This window comes from Pectobacterium nicotianae (genome assembly GCF_023272715.1).
GTDB lineage: Bacteria > Pseudomonadota > Gammaproteobacteria > Enterobacterales > Enterobacteriaceae > Pectobacterium > Pectobacterium brasiliense.
Genome location: NZ_CP096821.1, coordinates 3307148 through 3326833, shown reverse-complemented (window position 1 = coordinate 3326833; position 19686 = coordinate 3307148). Strand labels below are relative to the sequence as shown.

The following is a 19686-nucleotide window of genomic DNA, read 5'->3' as shown; positions in this document are numbered from 1 at the left end:
GTCAGGGAAACCCATGGCAGAGAAAATTTCAGTAAAAACAGCCGAAACAAATTCGGATGAGATTGATTTAGGTCGTTTGTTGGGAACACTGCTGGATAATCGCTGGTTAATTATTGGTGTTACGGCAGTTTTCACTATTATCGGTATTCTTTATGCCACGTTTGCGACGCCGATTTATAAAGCAGATGCGCTAGTTCAGGTAGAGCAAGGTTCAGGTAACGCGCTATTGAAAGATATCTCTAGCTCTTTACCTGATTCAAAACCTGAGTCAGCTGCTGAAATCGAAATTATAAAATCACGGATGGTCGTCGGTAAAACAGTAGATGATTTATCGCTGAGCATTGTTGTACAACAGAAATATTTTCCTATTTTTGGTAAAGGTTTTGCCCGCTTGATGGATGAGAAACCTGGAAGAATTGCTGTCTCTAGGTTGGAAGTACCCAAGTCGTGGCAAGATGAGGCAATTGAATTACGTATTCTTGATTCACAGACGTATGAAATTGAAGCTGGTGATACAGTAAAATTTGAAGGCAAAGTTGGACAAATAGCGAAGCACGATAATATTTCTTTATTGGTCAGCGATATTCAAGCAGAGGCTGGTACTGTTTTTCGTCTTCAGAAACTAAATTCACTTACAGCAATCAATAACATATTAAGTAAGTTTATAGTCGCTGATAAAGGCAAGGATACAGGTGTATTAGCTCTCAGCTTTGAAGGCGAAGATCCCGAGCTAACCAATAAAATATTAAATAGCATTAGCCATAATTATTTACAGCAAAACGTCGAGAGAAAATCAGAAGAAGCAGGGAAGAGCCTTGAGTTTCTTAAAGAGCAACTTCCGGATGTACGTTTAAATCTTGATAATGCTGATGATAAATTAAACACCTATCGTCAGGAAAATGAGTCTGTTGATTTATCGCTAGAAGCCAAAGCCGTTCTGGATACGATGGTTGCGATTGAAACACAGTTAAATGAGCTAACGTTTAAAGAAGCAGAAGTATCAAAGCTCTATACTAAACAGCATCCAACTTATCGCTCATTGATGGAAAAACGAAAAACGCTGGAAGATGAGCGTGAAAAGATCAATAAGCGTGTTGCTGCTATGCCAAAAACCCAGCAGGAAATATTACGCTTAATGCGAGATGTTAATGTTGGGCAAGAAGTGTACATGCAATTGCTGAATAAACAGCAGGAACTTAGTATCAATAAAGCAAGTACAGTGGGTAATGTTCGCATAATTGATCCCTCTGCTATTCAGCTAAGCCCGGTAAAACCCAAAAAAGTTCTGGTTGTATTACTCGCAATGCTGTTGGGCGGTATGATATCAACAGCATTTGTCGTGCTCAGAGCCGTGCTGCATAAAGGCATTGAAAGCCCTGAACAGCTTGAAGAAATGGGTATAAATGTCTATGCAAGTGTACCTTTGTCTGAATGGCAACAGAAGAAAGACCGGGTATTATTAACACGCTCGAATAAAAGCAACACGCGGTCTACTGAATTACTTGCGATTGGAAACCCTACCGACCTTGCTATTGAGGCGATTAGAAGTCTACGTACTAGCCTGCATTTTGCGATGATGGAGGCGAAGAACAATGTATTGATGATTTCTGGTGCTAGCCCAGCAATTGGTAAAACGTTTATCAGTGCTAACCTTGGTGCCGTTATTTCTCAATCTGGCCAACGCGTTCTTATTGTTGACTGTGATATGCGTAAAGGGTATGCCCATGAACTGATGGGAACGCAGAGTGTTGATGGCTTATCGGACATTTTATCTGGGCAGATAGCCGTAGAGAAAAGTATTCGAAAAACGGCAGTGGAAAATATGGATTTTATTCCTCGCGGACAAATTCCACCTAATCCGTCTGAACTTTTAATGCATAATCGGTTCCCAGAATTTATTAAGTGGGCTGCGGAGCATTACGATATTGTATTATTAGATACACCGCCAATACTCGCTGTAACCGATGCTGCTATTATTAGCCGTCATGCAGGGACATCCCTCTTAGTCGCACGTTTTGAAGTGAATACACTCAAAGAAATCGAGGTAAGTATTCGTCGCTTTGAACAGAATGGTGCAGAAATAAAAGGTGTCATTCTGAATGCCATCGTGAAACGTGCAGCAAGCTATTATGGTTATGGGAATTATCACTATTATACGTATGATTATAAATCAGAGAAAAATAGCTAATATTTCTCTATGAATTGAATTTTCCTTGTGATAACCGGATGTTCGCATCCGGTCTTCTTTATACCTCGCTGTAAATCATCTGTTGTAAATTTTCTATCAGATTTTATACCCAAAATTGATTTTCTATTGGAGTTGACCGTGAAAGGTATAATCCTTGCTGGTGGTTCAGGAACACGCCTTTACCCTATTACATTAGGCGTTTCAAAACAGCTACTGCCTATTTATGATAAGCCGATGATCTATTATCCGCTATCTGTCCTTATGCTGGCTGGAATCCGGGATATTTTAATAATTACTACGCCGGAAGATCTGAGTGCATTTCAACGATTATTGGGCACCGGTGACGCTTTTGGCATTCGACTTTCTTATGCTGTCCAACCTAAACCAGAGGGATTGGCACAGGCATTTACTATTGGCGAGGAATTCCTGGCTGGCGATAGCTGCAGCCTGGTATTAGGCGATAATATATTTTTCGGACAAGGATTTAGTCCGGTGTTAAAACGCGTTGCTGCTAAGAAAACGGGTGCCACTGTATTTGGTTATCAAGTTATGGATCCGGAGCGGTTCGGCGTCGTTGAATTTGATGAGAATAAGAATGTCCTTTCCATCGAGGAAAAACCTAAAAAAGCCAAATCGAACTGGGCGGTAACAGGTTTATATTTCTATGATAATCAAGTTGTTGAATTAGCCAAACAGGTAAAACCCTCCGAAAGAGGCGAACTGGAGATTACGACACTTAATGAAATGTATCTGGAGCGCGGACAACTGGAAGTGGAATTTCTAGGGCGTGGTTTTGCCTGGTTGGATACAGGTACGCATGATAGCTTAATCGAAGCCTCTACTTTTGTTGAAACAGTAGAGAAAAGGCAAGGAATGAAGATCGCGTGTTTGGAGGAAATTGCTTGGCGTAACGGATGGCTAACTAATTCACAATTACTGGATTCAGCAAATAGGCTGATTAAAAACCAGTATGGCCAATATCTAGAGAGACTCGTCAAGGATTTTCGGGATTAATTCAATGCAGATAAGACTGATACAATTACAAACGCATGGCGATGAGCGTGGTGCATTAGTTGCACTCGAGCAAGATAAAAACATCCCGTTTGAAATAAAACGCGTTTATTATTTATTTAAAACGAAAGCTGGGGTACGCAGAGGATTCCATGCTCATAAAGCGTTAAAGCAAGTCGCAATAGCTGTGCGGGGCTCTTGTCGTTTTTTACTCGATGATGGTACCGAGAAGGTAGATCTGCTGTTAGATAACCCGGCCCAGGGTCTTCTTATTGACTCATGCATTTGGCGGGAGATGTATGATTTTTCTGATGACTGTGTATTAATGGTATTGGCAGATCAGCCCTATGATGAATCTGATTATATTAGAAACTATGATGAGTTTTTATCAGGGGTGTGAAAATGAATGTTGTTGTTGCGGGTAAAAATAACATTGCAGTTGATTTTGTTGGGTGGCTATTAGAAAAATATCCTGAAATAAAAGTATTTGGTGTCACTAATAGCACTGATAATGGATGCGATACATTTCAGCGGTCATACAAAAAATTCTGTCATTCTAATGGAATACCAACTTTATCGTTAGAAGATGCATATCTAGTTGAAGGGGTATTTATATCTTTAGAGTTTGACAAGATTATTGATACGAAAAAATTTAAGAAAAGTCATTGTTTCAATATTCATTTTTCAAATTTACCTAAATATAAAGGAATGTATACGTCTGCGTGGCCTATTATTAACGCAGAAGAAAAGACAGGCGTGACATTTCATGAAATCGATAATGGGATCGATACTGGGGATATCATATCTCAAAAGGAGTTCCCGCTTGATGAAAACGAAACAGCAGGTTCTTTATATTTAAAGTATATCCATTATGGAACTAAATTGGTAAAAGACACGTTTCCTAAATTGTTAGAAGGGAAATATGAAAGGAAAAAGCAGAGTCATATCAATTCAAGTTACTACTCTAAAAAAAGCATTGACTATAAAAACATAAAAATAGAGTTAAATAGAACTGCGTTTCAAATAAAACAGCAAATCAATGCTTTCACTTTTCGCTATTATCAACTTCCTCAGGTTTTGGGGTGTGATATTTTTGGTGCGAAAATATTGGATGATAAGTCATCATTAAAAGCTGGTTCGGTAGTTGAGGAAAGTAATAATTACATTATTCTGTCTTCAATTGACTATGATATTATGCTGTACAAAGATAATTTCTCTAAATTATTAGAGTTGAGTAAGAATGCGACTTTTGAAGATCTTATTTTAGAAGCGCCTTTTTATAATATATTATTTGAGAAAAACCAAAAAGGATGGAGCCCTATAATTGTTGCTGCCTATCATGGGAATATCGAACTTATAAAGAAATTGGTGGGGATTGGGGCTGATATCAATGACACTAATTACAATGGCACGACTGTAGCAATGTACTTGAAGGACCACATTATAAAGAGCAAAAATTACCACCTAATGGAAGAGTTAGTAAACTTAGGTGCTGACTTGAATATCAAAGATTATAATGGGTTAAATGTTTTTGATTATCTTGAATTATCTAAAATAGATGAAGCTGAACAGAGAATTTTTAAGGAACTAAGATGATAAATTTTTTAGATTTAAAAAAAATCAATAATGAATATAAAAAAGATTTGTTAGCAGCTTTTGAAAAAGTAGTTGATTCAGGGTGGTATATTCAAGGCTCAGAACTTGCTTCTTTTGAAAAGGAATTTGCAAATTATTGTGGCGTAAAGCACGCAATAGGTGTGGCAAATGGATTAGATGCACTTATTTTAACCTTTCGAGCATGGATAGAGCTTGGGAAGCTAAAAGAAGGGGATGAAGTTATTGTCCAGGCGAACACTTATATTGCTTCAGTTTTGGCGATTACTGAAAATAAATTGGTACCAGTGCTGGTAGAACCCGATCCAGATACTTATAACTTATCTTCTGAAAAAATAAGAGCAGCGATAACAGATAAGACAAAAGCAATTTTGCCTGTTCATCTCTACGGAAAAGTAAGCCCGATGGATGATATCTTAACCATTGCTAAAGAATATAACCTCTTGATATTGGAAGATTGTGCCCAGGCTCACGGCGCTATTTTTGATGGTAAAAAAGTTGGTGGATGGGGCGATGCAGCCGGTTTCAGTTTTTACCCAGGTAAGAATCTTGGTGCGCTTGGCGATGCTGGAGCGATAACCACAAACGATGATGAATTGGCTGAAACATTAATGGCCTTACGTAACTATGGCTCACATAAAAAATACGAAAACCTTTATCAAGGCGTTAATAGTCGGCTTGATGAACTTCAGGCTGCTTTTCTATCCGTGAAGCTAAAGTCGCTAGATGAAAGTAATAGAAGAAGACAAGAAATTGCAAGTCTGTACTGCTCTGGAATAAAAAACGATCTCATTAAATTACCTGTATATCCTGAAAAATTTGAAGAACATGTTTGGCACTTATTTGTTGTTGAGTGTGATAATCGCAGTAAGTTTCAGGCTTATCTCACCGAACGCGGTGTACAAACTTTAATTCATTACCCTACACCACCACACCTCCAAGAGGCTTACAGCAATTTAGGTTTTTCTGAAGGTGATTTTCCAATTACAGAACGCATACATGAACAGGTACTCAGCCTGCCGATGGGACCAATTCTGACGGATTCGGACATACAGGAAGTTATTACCGTTATTAATGAGTACCAAGGATGAAAAAACTACTCTCTGTGACTTTTTTCAGTGGGTTACTAACGCTGGCAAGAATGGGAAGTGGTTTTATTATTGCTAAAGTTGTTGCCATTTACACCGGCCCTGCGGGAATGGCGATGCTGGGCCAGATTCAAAGTATGATCGTGAGCCTAAATGGAATTGTTAATGCTCCAGTCGGTAGTGGATTGGTTCGTTACACTGCTGAATATGAAAAACAGGGAATCGGCGCTTGTTCACCCTGGTGGAAGGCGAGTGCTTGGTGGCTGGTGGTTATTTTATGTATTGTGATGCCGAGTGGATTTCTGTTTGCAAGGCCGCTTGCAGAATGGTTATTTCGTGATCCAGATTATGCCTGGATAATCTGGGCTGCATCAGCAATGTTACCATTGGCTGCTATTGGGACATTAGTCAACTCTGTGGTTAATGGCTATCAGCAATATCGCCTTTATATAATGCTTGGTGCAATCTCAACAGCAGTATCATGCATATTAATGATCACTCTGGTTGTTTCATTTGGAATAACCGGAGCATTGTTAGCCGCAGCTATACAAACGGCGTTAATTGGGATTGTACTTTTATGCGGGGTGTTACGCCAACCGTGGGTAGCATTACGTTTTTGGTGGGGAAATGGGGGTGTCGATAAGGAGCATAAAAAGAGAATAGGTGGGTATATTTTAATGGCCATTACCTCTTCTCTAACAGTACCTATCGCGTTAATTGCTGTACGTAATATTTTGGTCTCTAATGTTGGCTGGGAAAGTGCGGGACAATGGCAAGCCGTATGGAAGATTTCTGAGGTTTACCTCGGTGTAATAACAATAGCATTGAGTACATACTTTTTGCCTAAGTTGTCAACATTGAAAGATGTAAAAGATATAAAAAAAGAAATTAATCAAACACTACTCATCATTATTCCTGTTGTTTCCTTGATGGCTGTTTGTGTTTATTTTTTAAGAGATGTTGCTATATCTTTGCTATTCACTGAGCAATTTAGAGATGCTAGGGATCTGTTTGCTATCCAATTGGTTGGTGATGTCATAAAAATCGTCAGTTGGCTTTATGCATACCCTATGATTTCTAGAGGTGCGACAAAATGGTTTATTTTTACAGAGATATTTTTTAGTGGGCTATTTGTCGTCTTGTCATACTTCTTGATTGATGCATATGGTACGCAAGGCGCGAATTTGGCTTATTTGATTAACTACTTATTATACATGATCTTTGTAAGCCTTAATCTAAACAGAGTTTGTCGTCATCGTATTTAAATATAGTGTCTTGGCAATTATTGGTGGTTGAAGGTAAATAAGGTTATTATGTCAATAAATAATTTAGTTAGTGTTATTATTCCTGTATATAATCATGAAAAATATGTGGTGGACTCTATAACTAGTGTTTTAAATCAAAGTTACTCACCTGTTGAGATCTTGGTTTTAAACGATGGGTCGACTGACAATTCTCATGAAAAAATTTCTGAATTAAAAAAACATCATGATTTTATTTATATAAACAAAGCCAATGAAGGGTTATCTAAAACCCTAAAGAGAGGCCTTGAACTATGCACTGGAGACTACTTTGCTATTCTGGCCTCAGATGACATGTGGCTGGAAAAAAAACTTGAAGAACAAATCAAGTACATGAACGCCCATGACTCTTGTGTTGCATGCTGTGCTCAGGTGAATGTGATTGATGAGTTTAACAATGTCACACCGGGAGAAGTTAGAGAGAAGGTCGAAGTTTTTGATTTTGAAAGAATTATGACTGAAGGATATAATATACCTCCAGCGACAATACTGATTCGTCGAGATAAATTGACTGAGGATAATTTCAGAGAAGATTTAAAGGTCGAAGATCTATACTTATGGCTTAGCTTGACAGTCAATGGTGGCACGTTGGATGTTTTGCCTCAAAATTTAGCTAACTATCGTATTCATAGCCATAACACAACAGGGAATCTTGCTCTTATAGCTGAATATCATCACAAGACAATAGATCTTTTTAAAAATGAGAAAATATACAAACGCTCAAAAATAGAATGGAGTAAGTTTTCCTTTAGGCAATTAACTAGAAAATATAAACCATACTCATTAAAATTTATTTTCCCGGATGTTCGGTTTTTTCTAAGCAGTAGCTTTTTAATCGGTTTTATTAAACTGGTTTTTATCTGGAAAAAATAAAATGATTGACTTGCGTTCATTAAATAACAAAGTAACAGGTCCGTTTGGAAAGGGATTTTACAAATTTATTTTTCTATTTTCTTTTTTTTATTTTATAATTGTCCCCTTTGTATTGTCAGAGTTCGATATATATTCTATCTTTGCTTTTGTAATATCGCTCACTGGCGCATTGTCTTTCTTTTTATCTTACTCTCACAATAGAAAATTCCTTTGGTTTGAAAGAGACCTTATTTCGCGCAAAGAGTTTATACTAAACATATTTATAATTATTGCGTTTTTATTAATTCTTTCTGGTTTACTAAGTACGTTCTTTCTCAAAGATAATCTGGTCGGGGATGATATTGATTACACTAGTTCATTCTCCGATAACAACCCGTATTTAACTATTTTATATATACTAAAAACCACGTTTGTTACACTTTTTCTATTTTTCTATATAAAAGGAAGTAGAGTAAGATATTGGTTATGCTTTTCACTGTCTTTACTTAGTGTGCTTGATTCCCCTACCAGGATGTTGATCATCCAACAAATAATAATATGGGGGTTTTATGGACATTACTTTAAAATTTTCACTGTGAAGTTTTATCATTATTTATTAATTGCGGTCTGTGCACCTTTCCTAATGCTTGTTCTGCTTTTGAAGCGCGGAAGGGGAGAGAATAATGATGTGATGTTTATTATTGAAAGGTTATTAGATTCTGATTTTCATGACATAAAGAATTTAATTGTCACTGCGCTAGAATCGTTTAACTCATTTGAGATGTATATTAATATAATAAAAGACTCATTTATAAGAATCGAAAACGGAGTCTTACGAACACCTTTTATGTTTGTGCCACGCAGTATATGGCCAGATAAACCCGAGAGCATATCCAGGGTGATTTCATTTAGTTATAATCCATCTCAATATAATACAGGCGGTGGGACAGTCGCTACATTGTTTGGTGACATGTATATCAATGGTGGCTTTATCGCTGTTATTATTCTGTGTGGTTTTTTAGGGTTCTTTGCACGATTAATCTATAATACGGCATCTTACACAAAAGAGTCTTATTATGCAGAGTGCTTTAAAGTAGCTCTTTATTCATTCTTTACATATTACACGCTACACTTCTATCGTGGGTTCTTTAGCGAAATGTTATGGCAGTTATTGTTAGTGATAATGTCTCTTTTCTTTCTACGAGTATTGTTTTTTAGACGAACTTAACAAAATCTCTTTGTTGGACACTTATTTTTCGATATAAATTTTTGATTTAATATAAAAAGGAGCTGTATGTTTAGGTTCTTTGTTAGGATGTTGCATTGCATTCTCCCGACATCTCGCTTTTTCTCTTTAAGACGGTTCCTCCTCAAGCTTGTTAAAGTTCATGTCGGTGATAAGGTATGTTATTGCGGCGGCGGTGGTATCTACGGTAATGGAGAGGTATTCTTAGGGGACGATGTTTGGCTCAGTCCCAATGTTAGAATATATTCTAATGTTATGGCTGTTGTGACAATAAAGAGTAATTGCGATATTGGTCATGAAGTTAGTTTCATTACTGGTTCTCATGAAATCGGTGGTAGTGAAAGAAGAGCTGGCAAAGGAACCGCAGCCTCAATTATTGTGGAAGAGGGATGTTGGATTGGAGCTCGAGCAGTTATATTGGGCGGCGTTACGATAGGCAAAGGCGCTATTGTTGCTGCAGGCTCTGTCGTCACTGATGATGTTCCTCCAAATTCTTTGGTTGCTGGTGTGCCCGCTAAGGTTAAGCGTATTTTGCCATGAAGAAAATTATTATCGTTTGTAATGCTATTGATGACGTGGTTAGAAGTGAAAGAAATATAACAACAGATAGCCCAGCAGCATCCCGAAAGGTATTTATGCTTGCTGATGCATTAGCTGATACTGACGTACATGTTGACATTGTTAGCATGGGGCGAGGAAAGGCAAATGGTGGTTTTAAATTTTATAATCTCAAAAAAATAAAAAATGGTAATGTAAATATTACCTATCTGCCTTTTACCCATATTCGTTTCTTTTCCGAGTTACTAACTTTCCTTTATTTAGCTATTATTACTGCTTGTTCTATAGCTAAAGGAGGATACTCAGATAAAGCGGTCATTTTCTATAATCGTCTACCTGCTTACATTTTAAGTCTCTTTGTTTCAGTGATTTTTAGAGCAAAAAGAATCATAGATATTGAAGATGGAGAGATTGTCTCTAATGAAAGAAAATCACTCAAAAATAAAGTTAAGTCAATCGTCCCTTGGCTCTATGATACCTTTTGCAAAGATGGTGCAATGCTCGCATGTTCTGCACTGTCGTCGATGACAAAAATAGAACATACAACCTGTTATTATGGCACTGTGAGTCCTGTGATAAGAGAAACCACCGTATTTGATAAAAATAAGGTATCTATTTTATTGTCTGGGTCGTTATCTGAGGATACAGGAGCTGAGCGATTATCCAATGCAATTCGTTTGATGCGTTCAGATAGTCAACGTTGGTGTAATGTTCAGTTTGAAATTTCCGGACAGGGTCCGTCTTTACAGAGCTTCCAGGATCTAATGAACGGTGAGGGATTTCCTGCTGTTCGTGTCCATGGAAGACTGAGTAACTCTGATTATCATGATCTGTTGGTTAATTGTGATGTTGGGCTTGCATTGAAGCCGATAATCGGATCTCTTGCCAATACGACGTTTCCATCTAAAGTTGTAGAATATGCGAACTCTGGCCTGCTGGTGATATCAACGGACATCAGTGATGTTCGCCATGTCTTGGGGGCAGATGGTGCTATTTTCTTGAGTACTGATTCAGAAGACGAAATCATAAATGCCTTTGATAAGGTTATTCATGATATAGCCTGGTCTAGAAAAACTGCTGAGGAAGGAAAAAATAATGTTCTTAATTTGCTGGCGCCTGAATGTGCAAGTAATAAATTGATGAATTTTATTTTTCGTAATTCTTGACTATCCAATGCCAGGTGTTTTTATGTATGACATTATATTTGTTACCCATCTCCCCGCTTTTTATAAAATAAATCTTTATAACGAAATTGCAAAAAACAAAAAAATTCTTGTTTTGTTTATTTCTAGCGGGTCTGAAATAAGAAATGACGATTTTATTAAAGGTACAATGAATTTTGAATATCAATTCATTAATCAAGGCGGTTTCGAATTAAGACGAAAATATTCCTCTTTGTTTCAGTTATTGAAATTATTGCGATCAGTTCAGTATCAAAAAATTGTCATAGGCGGCTGGGACCTCATTGAATTTTGGGGAATCGCTTTCACTAGCCCACGCAAGAAAAACGCCGTTGTGATCGAATCTACGCGTTATGAGAGTCTGGTTTCTGGATTAAAAGGTAAAATCAAGAAGCTGTTTCTAAGTCGAATCTCAACGGCTTTTTGTAGTGGCGCACCTCATAGAGAACTCATTGAATCACTGTCTTTCCCTGGTGAGATTATAACTACCTACGGAGTAGGGCTGAACAATCACGCTATGCATAGTCATGCTAAACATGACAAGCATACCTATCGTGGCCGATTTTTGTATGTTGGTCGATTATCTGAAGAAAAAGGTTTAGATTTTCTTTTGGATTTTTTCTGCCAGCAGCCGGAGTTGTCATTGACCATTGTTGGCGATGGCCCACAGCGAGAAAGTTTAGAACGCAAAGCTGGTGAGAATATTCAGTTCAAGGGTTATGTTAATAATTCTGAGCTAAATTCTATTTTTGTGGAGCACGATGTTTTTATTTTCCCTTCAACATCTGAACCATGGGGACTAGTTGTTGAAGAAGCGCTGGTATATGGTTTACCTGTCATTTGTTCAGATAAAGTTGGATGTGGACAGGATCTCGTCGAAGCCTATAAAGCAGGAATAATTTTCAGCGCTAATAATACTGCCTCACTAAGCAATGCTATATCGGAAATGGGTGAGCGATATGATGAGTTTTGTTCAAATACTTCAATGATAAATTTTAGTGAAATTAATAAAAAACAAATAGAGTCATATTACTGATGGTTAAAGTAAAACTGATTTCCTTCTCCTTATCTAAGGGGGGGGCTGCAATTGCAGCAAAAAAATTTGGTCATTTACTTTTAAAAGACGGAGTCGGAGTTGATTTTATCAATCAGGATAACTCTGGAAGATGGTCTTTTTTTAAACGAGTAATCTCTTTTATCTTAGTGAAGATGCAGTTTGATAATAATCCAATAAAGCACTCCCTTAATTTTTTTTCCTATAAACCTGTCGTCGATTCTTTTAATTACGCCAATGATATTCATCATTTTCACTGGATAAATAATGATACATTGAGCGTTTTTGATTTTGATAAGATCCCGCAAAATTCGATCTTTACATTACACGATGAATGGCTGTATTGCGGTGTTGAGCATTATGCTAAGGTTGATCCCGATTGTAAAAATGGCAGTGAAGAATTGGATCTTGATTTTATACATGGATATAAATTTTTCAAAAAAGGGATTAAGGGAGTCAATTGGTCTTTTTATATTTGGAAAATTAAAAAGAAAGCGTTGAGTAAAAGAAAGGATATTGTTTATACCGTTCCTTCTTTGTGGATGCTTGACAGAGCTAAAAAAAGCCAAATATTAAAAGATGCTGATGTTAGATTACTGCCTAATCCAATAGATATTGATGTTTTTAAGCCATTGAGTGCGCTAGAACGTAATGAATTTAGATATAAAATGGGCTTTTCCGAGAGTGATTTTTTGATTATTTTTGGCGCAATTGGCGGTAATAAAAACCCGATAAAAGGCGGAAAGCAGCTTGAAGAATCTTTGAATCATTTGAAGTCGTTGATATCAGACACCGATCGTCAACGGATTCGACTGATAATTTTTGGTAGTGCAGAAAAATCATCGGAAGCGTTTTCGGGTTTTTCATGCTCACGGGTTGGTCATATTACTGACCCTACGGAGCTATCTGCGCTTTACTCGGCAGCTGATTGTGCTGTAATCCCATCTCTTGTTGAATCCTTCGGACAAGTCGCTGCTGAGGCTTTGGCTAGCGAAACACCCGTGGTTTGTTTTGAAACATCTGGTCTGAAAGATATTGTTATAAATGGGCGTACAGGATTTACTGTTGAGCCGTTTGATACTTATGCTTTTGCCAACGCTATAAAAGATATGTTTTTCCTTTCAACAGAAGAAAGGAAGAGTATGGCACGTTTAGGTAGAAATTTTGTTGTAGAAAATTTCTCCTATAGCATTATCAGTGAAAATTATTTTTCATTAATTAATGAAGTCAATAGCAAGAAGCTAAATAACCTTGTGAAATAGTTTTTTATTAGGAATATACATGAAAAAGGCAATTATTAGTGGTATTACTGGTCAAGATGGTTCTTATTTGGCTGAGTTTCTTCTAGAAAAAGGTTATGAAGTTCATGGAATTGTAAGAAGGGCATCCTCTTACAATACAACTCGTATTGATCATATTAGTGATGAATATAGTCAGAATCTTCATTTACATTATGGAGACTTGACGGATACCTCTAACCTGGTTCGTCTTGTTAAAGAAATTGAGCCCGATGAATTTTATAATCTCGGCGCTCAATCGCATGTTGCTGTGTCTTTTGAATCACCTGAATATACGGCTGATGTTGATGCTATTGGCACATTGCGTATTCTTGAGGCGATTCGTATTAATGGGTTAGAGAAAAAGACGCGTTTTTATCAGGCATCAACATCTGAGCTTTACGGCTTGGTTCAAGAGATTCCTCAGCGAGAAACTACGCCATTTTACCCTCGCTCCCCTTATGCTGTAGCGAAACTATATGCATATTGGATCACGGTAAACTACCGTGAATCATATGAGATGTATGCATGTAACGGTATTCTCTTCAACCATGAGTCTCCTCGCCGTGGTGAGACATTCGTTACTCGTAAAATAACTCGCGCTATCGCCAATATCTCTCAGGGACTAGAGTCTTGCTTGCATTTGGGAAATATGGACTCATTGCGTGACTGGGGTCATGCTAAAGACTACGTTCGTATGCAATGGCTAATGTTGCAGCAAGATCACCCAGAGGACTTTGTCATTGCAACGGGTTACCAAATTACGGTGCGTGAATTTGTGCGCATGTCTGCATTAGAAGCAGGAATTGAGCTCGAGTTTAGCGGTAGCGGTGTTGATGAAATTGCTACTGTAAAAGCAATCACGGGAGATAACGCGCCTGCAGTTAAAGTCGGTGATGTTATCGTCAAAGTAGATCCACGTTACTTTAGACCGGCAGAAGTTGAAACGCTTCTGGGTGATCCAGCAAAAGCGAAAGAGAAATTGGGCTGGGTTCCAGAAATCACTGTAAATGAAATGTGTGCCGAAATGGTTGCTTCAGATCTGGATAACGCGAAACAGCATGTCTTACTCAAGCAACACGGATTTGACGTATCTATTTCTGTGGAGAGATAAGAATGAAAAAACGCGTTTATGTTGCTGGCCATCGGGGTATGGTCGGCTCTGCAATTGTGAGACAACTCCAGACCAGAAATGATATCGAGATAGTCGTCCGCACTCGCGATGAGTTGGATCTCTTATCACAGGACGCAGTCAAAAGTTTCTTTGCCAACGAGCATATTGATGAAGTTTATCTTGCGGCTGCGAAAGTGGGTGGTATTCATGCGAATAACACTTATCCTGCAGAATTTATTTATGAAAATTTAATGATTGAAAGCAATATCATAAATTATGCACACCAATCAGGTGTACATAAATTGCTTTTTTTAGGCTCTTCATGCATTTATCCTAAACTTGTTGAACAGCCGATGAAAGAATCGGCTCTACTAACTGGTATTTTGGAGTCAACGAACGAGCCCTATGCTATTGCTAAGATTGCCGGAATAAAATTATGCGAGTCATATAACCGACAATATGGCAGAGATTATCGCAGCGTAATGCCAACTAATCTCTATGGCGAAAATGATAACTTCCATCCTGAAAATTCTCATGTCATTCCGGCATTAATGCGCCGTTTTCATGAAGCTAAAGTTTTAAATTCCCCTGAAGTTGTCGTATGGGGGAGTGGCAAACCGATGCGAGAATTTTTGTTTGTAGACGATATGGCAGCAGCCTCAATTCATGTAATGGAATTGGATAAGAACGTCTATGATTCTCATACTGATCCTATGCTGTCACATATCAACGTCGGTACAGGTGTTGACTGTACTATCGGTGAAATGGCTAACGCGATGGCAAAGGTTGTTGGGTACCAAGGACAAGTAGTATTTGATGCCAGTAAACCTGATGGCACACCAAGAAAATTAATGGATGTCTCCAGGTTAAAAAAACTAGGGTGGCAATATAAAGTAGAATTAGAAGAAGGGTTGTTAAAAACATACCATTGGTTTTTGGCTAATCAAAATTCTTTTAGGAAATAATATGGCAGAGTTCCTGGAAAGAAATCTTTTTAAAACAATTGTTGAAAAGACTCCTCTGATATCTATCGATTTTGTCATTGAGAATAAACGTGGTCATATTTTGTTAGGGAAACGACTTAACCTTCCTGCAAAAAATTACTGGTTTGTTCCCGGAGGAAGAATACGAAAAGATGAGACCATTTCCAGTGCCTTCACTCGGTTGGCATTAGATGAGTTAAATGTGAATGCAACATTTGACTCAGCAAATTTTATTGCACCTTATGAACACTTTTATACAGATAATTTTTCTGGCGATGATTTTTCTACCCATTATGTTGTTCTGGCCTACAAGTTAAATCTTGATATTGATTTATCTCAACTTCCAAATAAACAACATGATAATTATAACTGGTTCGAAATTGACCAATTGTTGTCAAGTCCAGACGTTCATGAAAATACTAAGAATTATTTCTTGAAATAAGGGTGGTTTATGATTTTACCAGTTATTATGGCAGGCGGCTCGGGCTCTCGCTTATGGCCTCTGTCACGAACATTATATCCAAAGCAATTTCTATCTTTAATCAGTAACTTAACAATGTTGCAAGATACGGTAATGAGATTGCATGATATAGAACATAAGTCGCCTCTTTTTATTTGCAATGAGGCACACCGATTTATTGTCGCTGAGCAACTGCGACAAAAAAGCATAAAACATAGTGGGATCATTTTAGAGCCTGTAGGGCGTAATACAGCTCCTGCTATTGCTCTGGCTGCACTGCAGGCTATTCAAAATGGTGATGATCCGATCCTACTGGTCCTGGCTGCCGATCATGCTATACAAAATGAAGATGCATTTGTCGCGGCAGTTTCGTCAGCGATTACACATGCATCAAAAGGTAAGTTAGTGACTTTTGGTATCGTGCCTGATCGACCTGAGACCGGTTATGGCTATATTCGCAGAGGCTCATCGATTGAGAGTGCTTTTACCGTAGCTTCCTTTGTCGAGAAACCAGATGCGGTTAGTGCTCAAAACTATCTGGATTCGGGTGAGTATTACTGGAATAGCGGTATGTTTATGTTTAAAGCATCCCGCTATTTGAAAGAGCTAGAGTGCCATAGTCCTGAAATCTACAACGCATGTAGTAAGTCGATCGAAGGCATTAATAAGGACTTAGACTTTATTCGCTTAGATAGTAAGGCTTTCCACATTTGCCCAGATGACTCCATTGACTACGCCGTTATGGAAAAAACGAGCGATGCAGTGGTCGTCCCGATGGATGCCAGCTGGAGTGATGTGGGATCATGGTCCGCCTTATGGGACATTGCAGAAAAAGATAAAAATGGAAATGCGATTCGCGGGGATGTGTTAACTGAGAAAACAAATAATAGTTACATCTATTCTCAGAATAAACTTGTTGCAACGGTGGGTATTGATAACCTTATTGTTGTTGAGACGAAAGATGCCGTTTTAGTGGCGAATAAAGATAGCGTCCAGGATGTTAAGGCTATAGTAGAGAAATTGAAACGTTCTGAGCGCTGCGAATACTTGCAGCATCGCGAGGTTTTCCGCCCATGGGGGTCCCATGATCAAATCGCGGAAGGAGAGCGTTATCATGTCAAACGGGTTGTCGTAAAACCTGGGGAAAGAACGGCTACACAGCTCCATTATCACCGTGCAGAGCATTGGGTTGTTGTTTCAGGGACAGCTAAAGTCCATCGGGGTGATGAAGTTCATTTAGTCTCAGAAAACGAGTCAATTTATATACCAATTGGTACATCACATGCGATCGAAAATCCTGGGAAAGTGATGTTGGAAATTATAGAGGTTCGCAGTGGCGCTTATTTAGGTGAGGATGACGTATTGCGTGTCGGCACTATTAGTGTAGGGTATTAAAATGAAAGTAAGTATTATTACTGCTACATACAATAGTGCTAAGACGATATCTGATACGTTAAAGTCATTAAATGCGCAGACTTATCCTGATATAGAATATATTATCATCGATGGCGGTTCTAAAGATAATACGTTATCTTTAATTAAAAGTAGCTGTAGTAGAGTATCAGTTATTATAAGTGAACCCGATAAGGGGATATATGATGCTCTCAATAAAGGAATATTGGCTGCTACTGGCGATATCGTTGGTTTCCTTCACTCAGATGATTTTTTTGCCTACCCGGATGCCGTAAAAGATATCGTTGATGCCATGCGTGAATCGAATGCCGATGCAGTCTATGGTGATTTGAATTATATCTCTTCGACAGACAACGATGTGATTGTTCGTAAATGGGTAAGCGGTGGTTTTGATATAAATAAAATGAAGCTTGGGTGGATGCCTCCACACCCAACTTTTTATATGAAGCGTTCTTGCTACCAATGTTTTGGCTCTTTTGATTTGTCATATAGAATATCGGCCGACTATGACTCTTTACTTCGTTATCTTTGGATTCATAAAGTAACAGTGAAATATATACCCAAGGTTATTATAAACATGAGGGTCGGTGGTATGAGTAATCGCTCTTTGTCCAATATGATAATGAAAACAAAAGAAGATGTTAAGGCGATGAAGAGCAATAAACTACCTTGGCTAAGCGCTGTTGCAGGAAAGAATTTATCTAAAATACCCCAGTTTTTTAAGAAGTGATAAATAATGGAAAAGTTAACTTGTTTTAAGGCTTATGATATTCGTGGTCGCCTAGAAAGCGAATTAAACGATGATATTGCTTATCGCATCGGTCGTGCCTATGGCGAATTGCTCAAACCTGAGCGTGTGGTCGTCGGCGGTGATGTTCGTTTAACGAGCGAAAGCCTGAAGTTGTCTCTGGCAGATGGGCTGATGGATGCTGGTGTTCAGGTGCTTGACATCGGTTTATCCGGTACTGAAGAAGTCTATTTTGCGACTTTCCACCTTGGAGTTGATGGTGGTATTGAGGTAACTGCAAGCCATAACCCCATTGATTATAATGGCATGAAATTGGTTCGTGATGGTGCTAAGCCTATTAGCGGCGATACGGGGTTGCGAGATATACAATTACTGGCTGAAAAAAATAATTTCTCCCCCGTCCAGCAGGGTGCTCGTGGCAGCTATACTAAAATTTCCGTACTTGAAAATTACATTGAACATTTGATGGGCTATATTAAGCCAGATAATTTCAAGCCATTGAAGTTGGTCATTAATAGCGGTAATGGTGCTGCAGGCCATGTTATTGACGCCCTGGAAGAGCAGTTCAATAAATTAAATATGCCTGTAACTTTTATCAAGGTACACCACGAACCTGACGGTTCATTTCCGAATGGTATTCCCAACCCACTTTTGCCAGAATGTAGAAAAGATACTTCTGATGCAGTGATTGCACATTCAGCAGATATGGGGATTGCGTTTGATGGTGATTTTGATCGCTGTTTCCTGTTTAACCATCTTGGCGAATTTATCGAAGGGTATTATATCGTTGGCCTATTAGCTGACGCCTTTCTGCAAAAGGAGCCTGGTGCAAAAATCATCCATGATCCTCGGTTAAGCTGGAACACCATTGATATTGTCAATTCCCATCAGGGAAAACCGGTTATGTCAAAGACTGGTCATGCCTTTATTAAGGAGCGGATGCGACAAGAAGATGCGATCTATGGTGGCGAAATGAGCGCCCACCATTATTTTCGCTCTTTTGCGTACTGTGACTCTGGAATGATTCCGTGGTTGTTGGTTGCGGAATTACTCTGTGTAAAAAATAAGAGCTTACGGGATCTTGTAAGTGAAAGAATGCAGGCATATCCAGCATCTGGCGAGATCAACTCCACGTTGAATGAGCCGGCTAAAGCGATAGAGCGTGTTAAAGCCGCTTACTTACCTGAGGCTTCGTCTATCGACGAAACTGATGGCATTAGCCTGGAGTTTGAATGCTGGAGATTTAACCTCCGTTCTTCTAACACTGAACCTGTTGTCCGCTTAAATGTAGAGTCTAAAGCTGACCATGCTCTGATGGTTGAAAAAACTGAGGATATTCTACGGTTACTACGGCAGAACTGATTTTTATAGAGTAACTGACTCCTCATCTTAAAAATAAATCCCAGCTTACTAAATCAGAATGTGAGTTCAGTATCATCTATATACCTTCTCTATGCCGAGCTTGCTGATTAAATCAGCGATCGATTCGAGGTGGGAGTAGAAAAAGTCAGATACCTGAGATCGCTTTGTCACAGATTGGGTGTAATCTTAGTGTCATGCATGGCGTTGTGGGATTACGCTGCTAAGTGAAAAGTGTT

General features: G+C 38.5%; 18 protein-coding genes. All 18 read left to right on the top strand.

The window, feature by feature from the left end; genetic code table 11:
- Positions 1-13: 13 nt before the first annotated feature.
- The 18 genes from wzc to cpsG all read left to right on the top strand — a co-directional run bounded on the left by wzc (position 14) and on the right by cpsG (position 19450).
- A complete protein-coding gene (gene wzc, locus MYB54_RS14880) occupies positions 14-2188 on the top strand; it encodes a tyrosine-protein kinase Wzc (protein WP_014914721.1) in 2175 nt (724 codons plus the stop codon).
- Positions 2189-2326: 138 nt separating this feature from the next.
- Positions 2327-3202 (top strand): glucose-1-phosphate thymidylyltransferase RfbA, encoded by an 876-nt coding sequence (gene rfbA / locus MYB54_RS14875; protein ID WP_014914722.1) that lies wholly within the window; start codon positions 2327-2329, stop codon positions 3200-3202.
- A 4-nt stretch (positions 3203-3206) separates the two neighbouring features.
- Positions 3207-3599, top strand: coding sequence for a sugar 3,4-ketoisomerase (locus MYB54_RS14870; protein ID WP_010296768.1), 393 nt, complete (start codon positions 3207-3209; stop codon positions 3597-3599).
- A 2-nt stretch (positions 3600-3601) separates the two neighbouring features.
- On the top strand, positions 3602-4795 hold the full coding sequence (locus MYB54_RS14865) for a formyltransferase family protein (RefSeq protein ID WP_248720988.1): 1194 nt from the start codon (positions 3602-3604) through the stop codon (positions 4793-4795).
- Complete coding sequence (locus MYB54_RS14860) at positions 4792-5904, top strand: DegT/DnrJ/EryC1/StrS family aminotransferase (RefSeq protein ID WP_100017299.1); 1113 nt, start codon at positions 4792-4794, stop codon at positions 5902-5904. The genes MYB54_RS14865 and MYB54_RS14860 overlap by 4 nt, the downstream gene beginning before the upstream one ends.
- The gene (locus MYB54_RS14855; protein ID WP_248720987.1) at positions 5901-7166 is read left to right on the top strand and encodes an O-antigen translocase; all 1266 of its coding nucleotides are present in this window, start codon (positions 5901-5903) and stop codon (positions 7164-7166) included. Before MYB54_RS14860 ends, MYB54_RS14855 begins: the two co-directional genes overlap by 4 nt.
- 48 nt (positions 7167-7214) lie before the next feature.
- Entirely contained in the window at positions 7215-8075 is an 861-nt protein-coding gene (locus MYB54_RS14850) for a glycosyltransferase family 2 protein (RefSeq protein WP_248720986.1), read from the top strand.
- A 1-nt stretch (position 8076) separates the two neighbouring features.
- Complete coding sequence (locus MYB54_RS14845; RefSeq protein ID WP_248720985.1) at positions 8077-9282, top strand: oligosaccharide repeat unit polymerase; 1206 nt, start codon at positions 8077-8079, stop codon at positions 9280-9282.
- Between the two features lie 66 nt (positions 9283-9348).
- Positions 9349-9840 carry a DapH/DapD/GlmU-related protein gene (locus MYB54_RS14840; RefSeq protein WP_100017298.1) on the top strand — a complete coding sequence of 164 codons (492 nt, stop codon included), beginning with the start codon at positions 9349-9351 and terminating at the stop codon, positions 9838-9840.
- Positions 9837-11024, top strand: a complete 1188-nt coding sequence (locus tag MYB54_RS14835) for a glycosyltransferase (RefSeq protein WP_039509319.1) — start codon at positions 9837-9839, stop codon at positions 11022-11024. The genes MYB54_RS14840 and MYB54_RS14835 overlap by 4 nt, the downstream gene beginning before the upstream one ends.
- 22 nt (positions 11025-11046) lie before the next feature.
- Positions 11047-12075 (top strand): glycosyltransferase, encoded by a 1029-nt coding sequence (locus tag MYB54_RS14830; RefSeq protein WP_205543940.1) that lies wholly within the window; start codon positions 11047-11049, stop codon positions 12073-12075.
- Positions 12075-13355: a glycosyltransferase gene (locus MYB54_RS14825; protein ID WP_248720984.1), complete on the top strand. Its 1281-nt coding sequence runs from the start codon at positions 12075-12077 to the stop codon at positions 13353-13355. The genes MYB54_RS14830 and MYB54_RS14825 overlap by 1 nt, the downstream gene beginning before the upstream one ends.
- Positions 13356-13374: 19 nt before the next feature.
- Positions 13375-14484, top strand: coding sequence for a GDP-mannose 4,6-dehydratase (gene gmd / locus MYB54_RS14820; protein WP_014914734.1), 1110 nt, complete (start codon positions 13375-13377; stop codon positions 14482-14484).
- 2 nt (positions 14485-14486) lie between these two features.
- Positions 14487-15449 (top strand): GDP-L-fucose synthase, encoded by a 963-nt coding sequence (gene fcl, locus MYB54_RS14815; RefSeq protein ID WP_248720983.1) that lies wholly within the window; start codon positions 14487-14489, stop codon positions 15447-15449.
- 1 nt (position 15450) lies between these two features.
- Positions 15451-15909 (top strand): GDP-mannose mannosyl hydrolase, encoded by a 459-nt coding sequence (locus MYB54_RS14810; protein WP_039468195.1) that lies wholly within the window; start codon positions 15451-15453, stop codon positions 15907-15909.
- A 9-nt stretch (positions 15910-15918) separates the two neighbouring features.
- Positions 15919-17322 carry a mannose-1-phosphate guanylyltransferase/mannose-6-phosphate isomerase gene (locus MYB54_RS14805; RefSeq protein WP_039468198.1) on the top strand — a complete coding sequence of 468 codons (1404 nt, stop codon included), beginning with the start codon at positions 15919-15921 and terminating at the stop codon, positions 17320-17322.
- Between the two features lies 1 nt (position 17323).
- On the top strand, positions 17324-18070 hold the full coding sequence (locus MYB54_RS14800; RefSeq protein WP_248720982.1) for a glycosyltransferase family 2 protein: 747 nt from the start codon (positions 17324-17326) through the stop codon (positions 18068-18070).
- Positions 18071-18076: 6 nt separating this feature from the next.
- A complete protein-coding gene (gene cpsG, locus MYB54_RS14795; protein WP_248720981.1) occupies positions 18077-19450 on the top strand; it encodes a phosphomannomutase CpsG in 1374 nt (457 codons plus the stop codon).
- Positions 19451-19686: the final 236 nt, after the last annotated feature.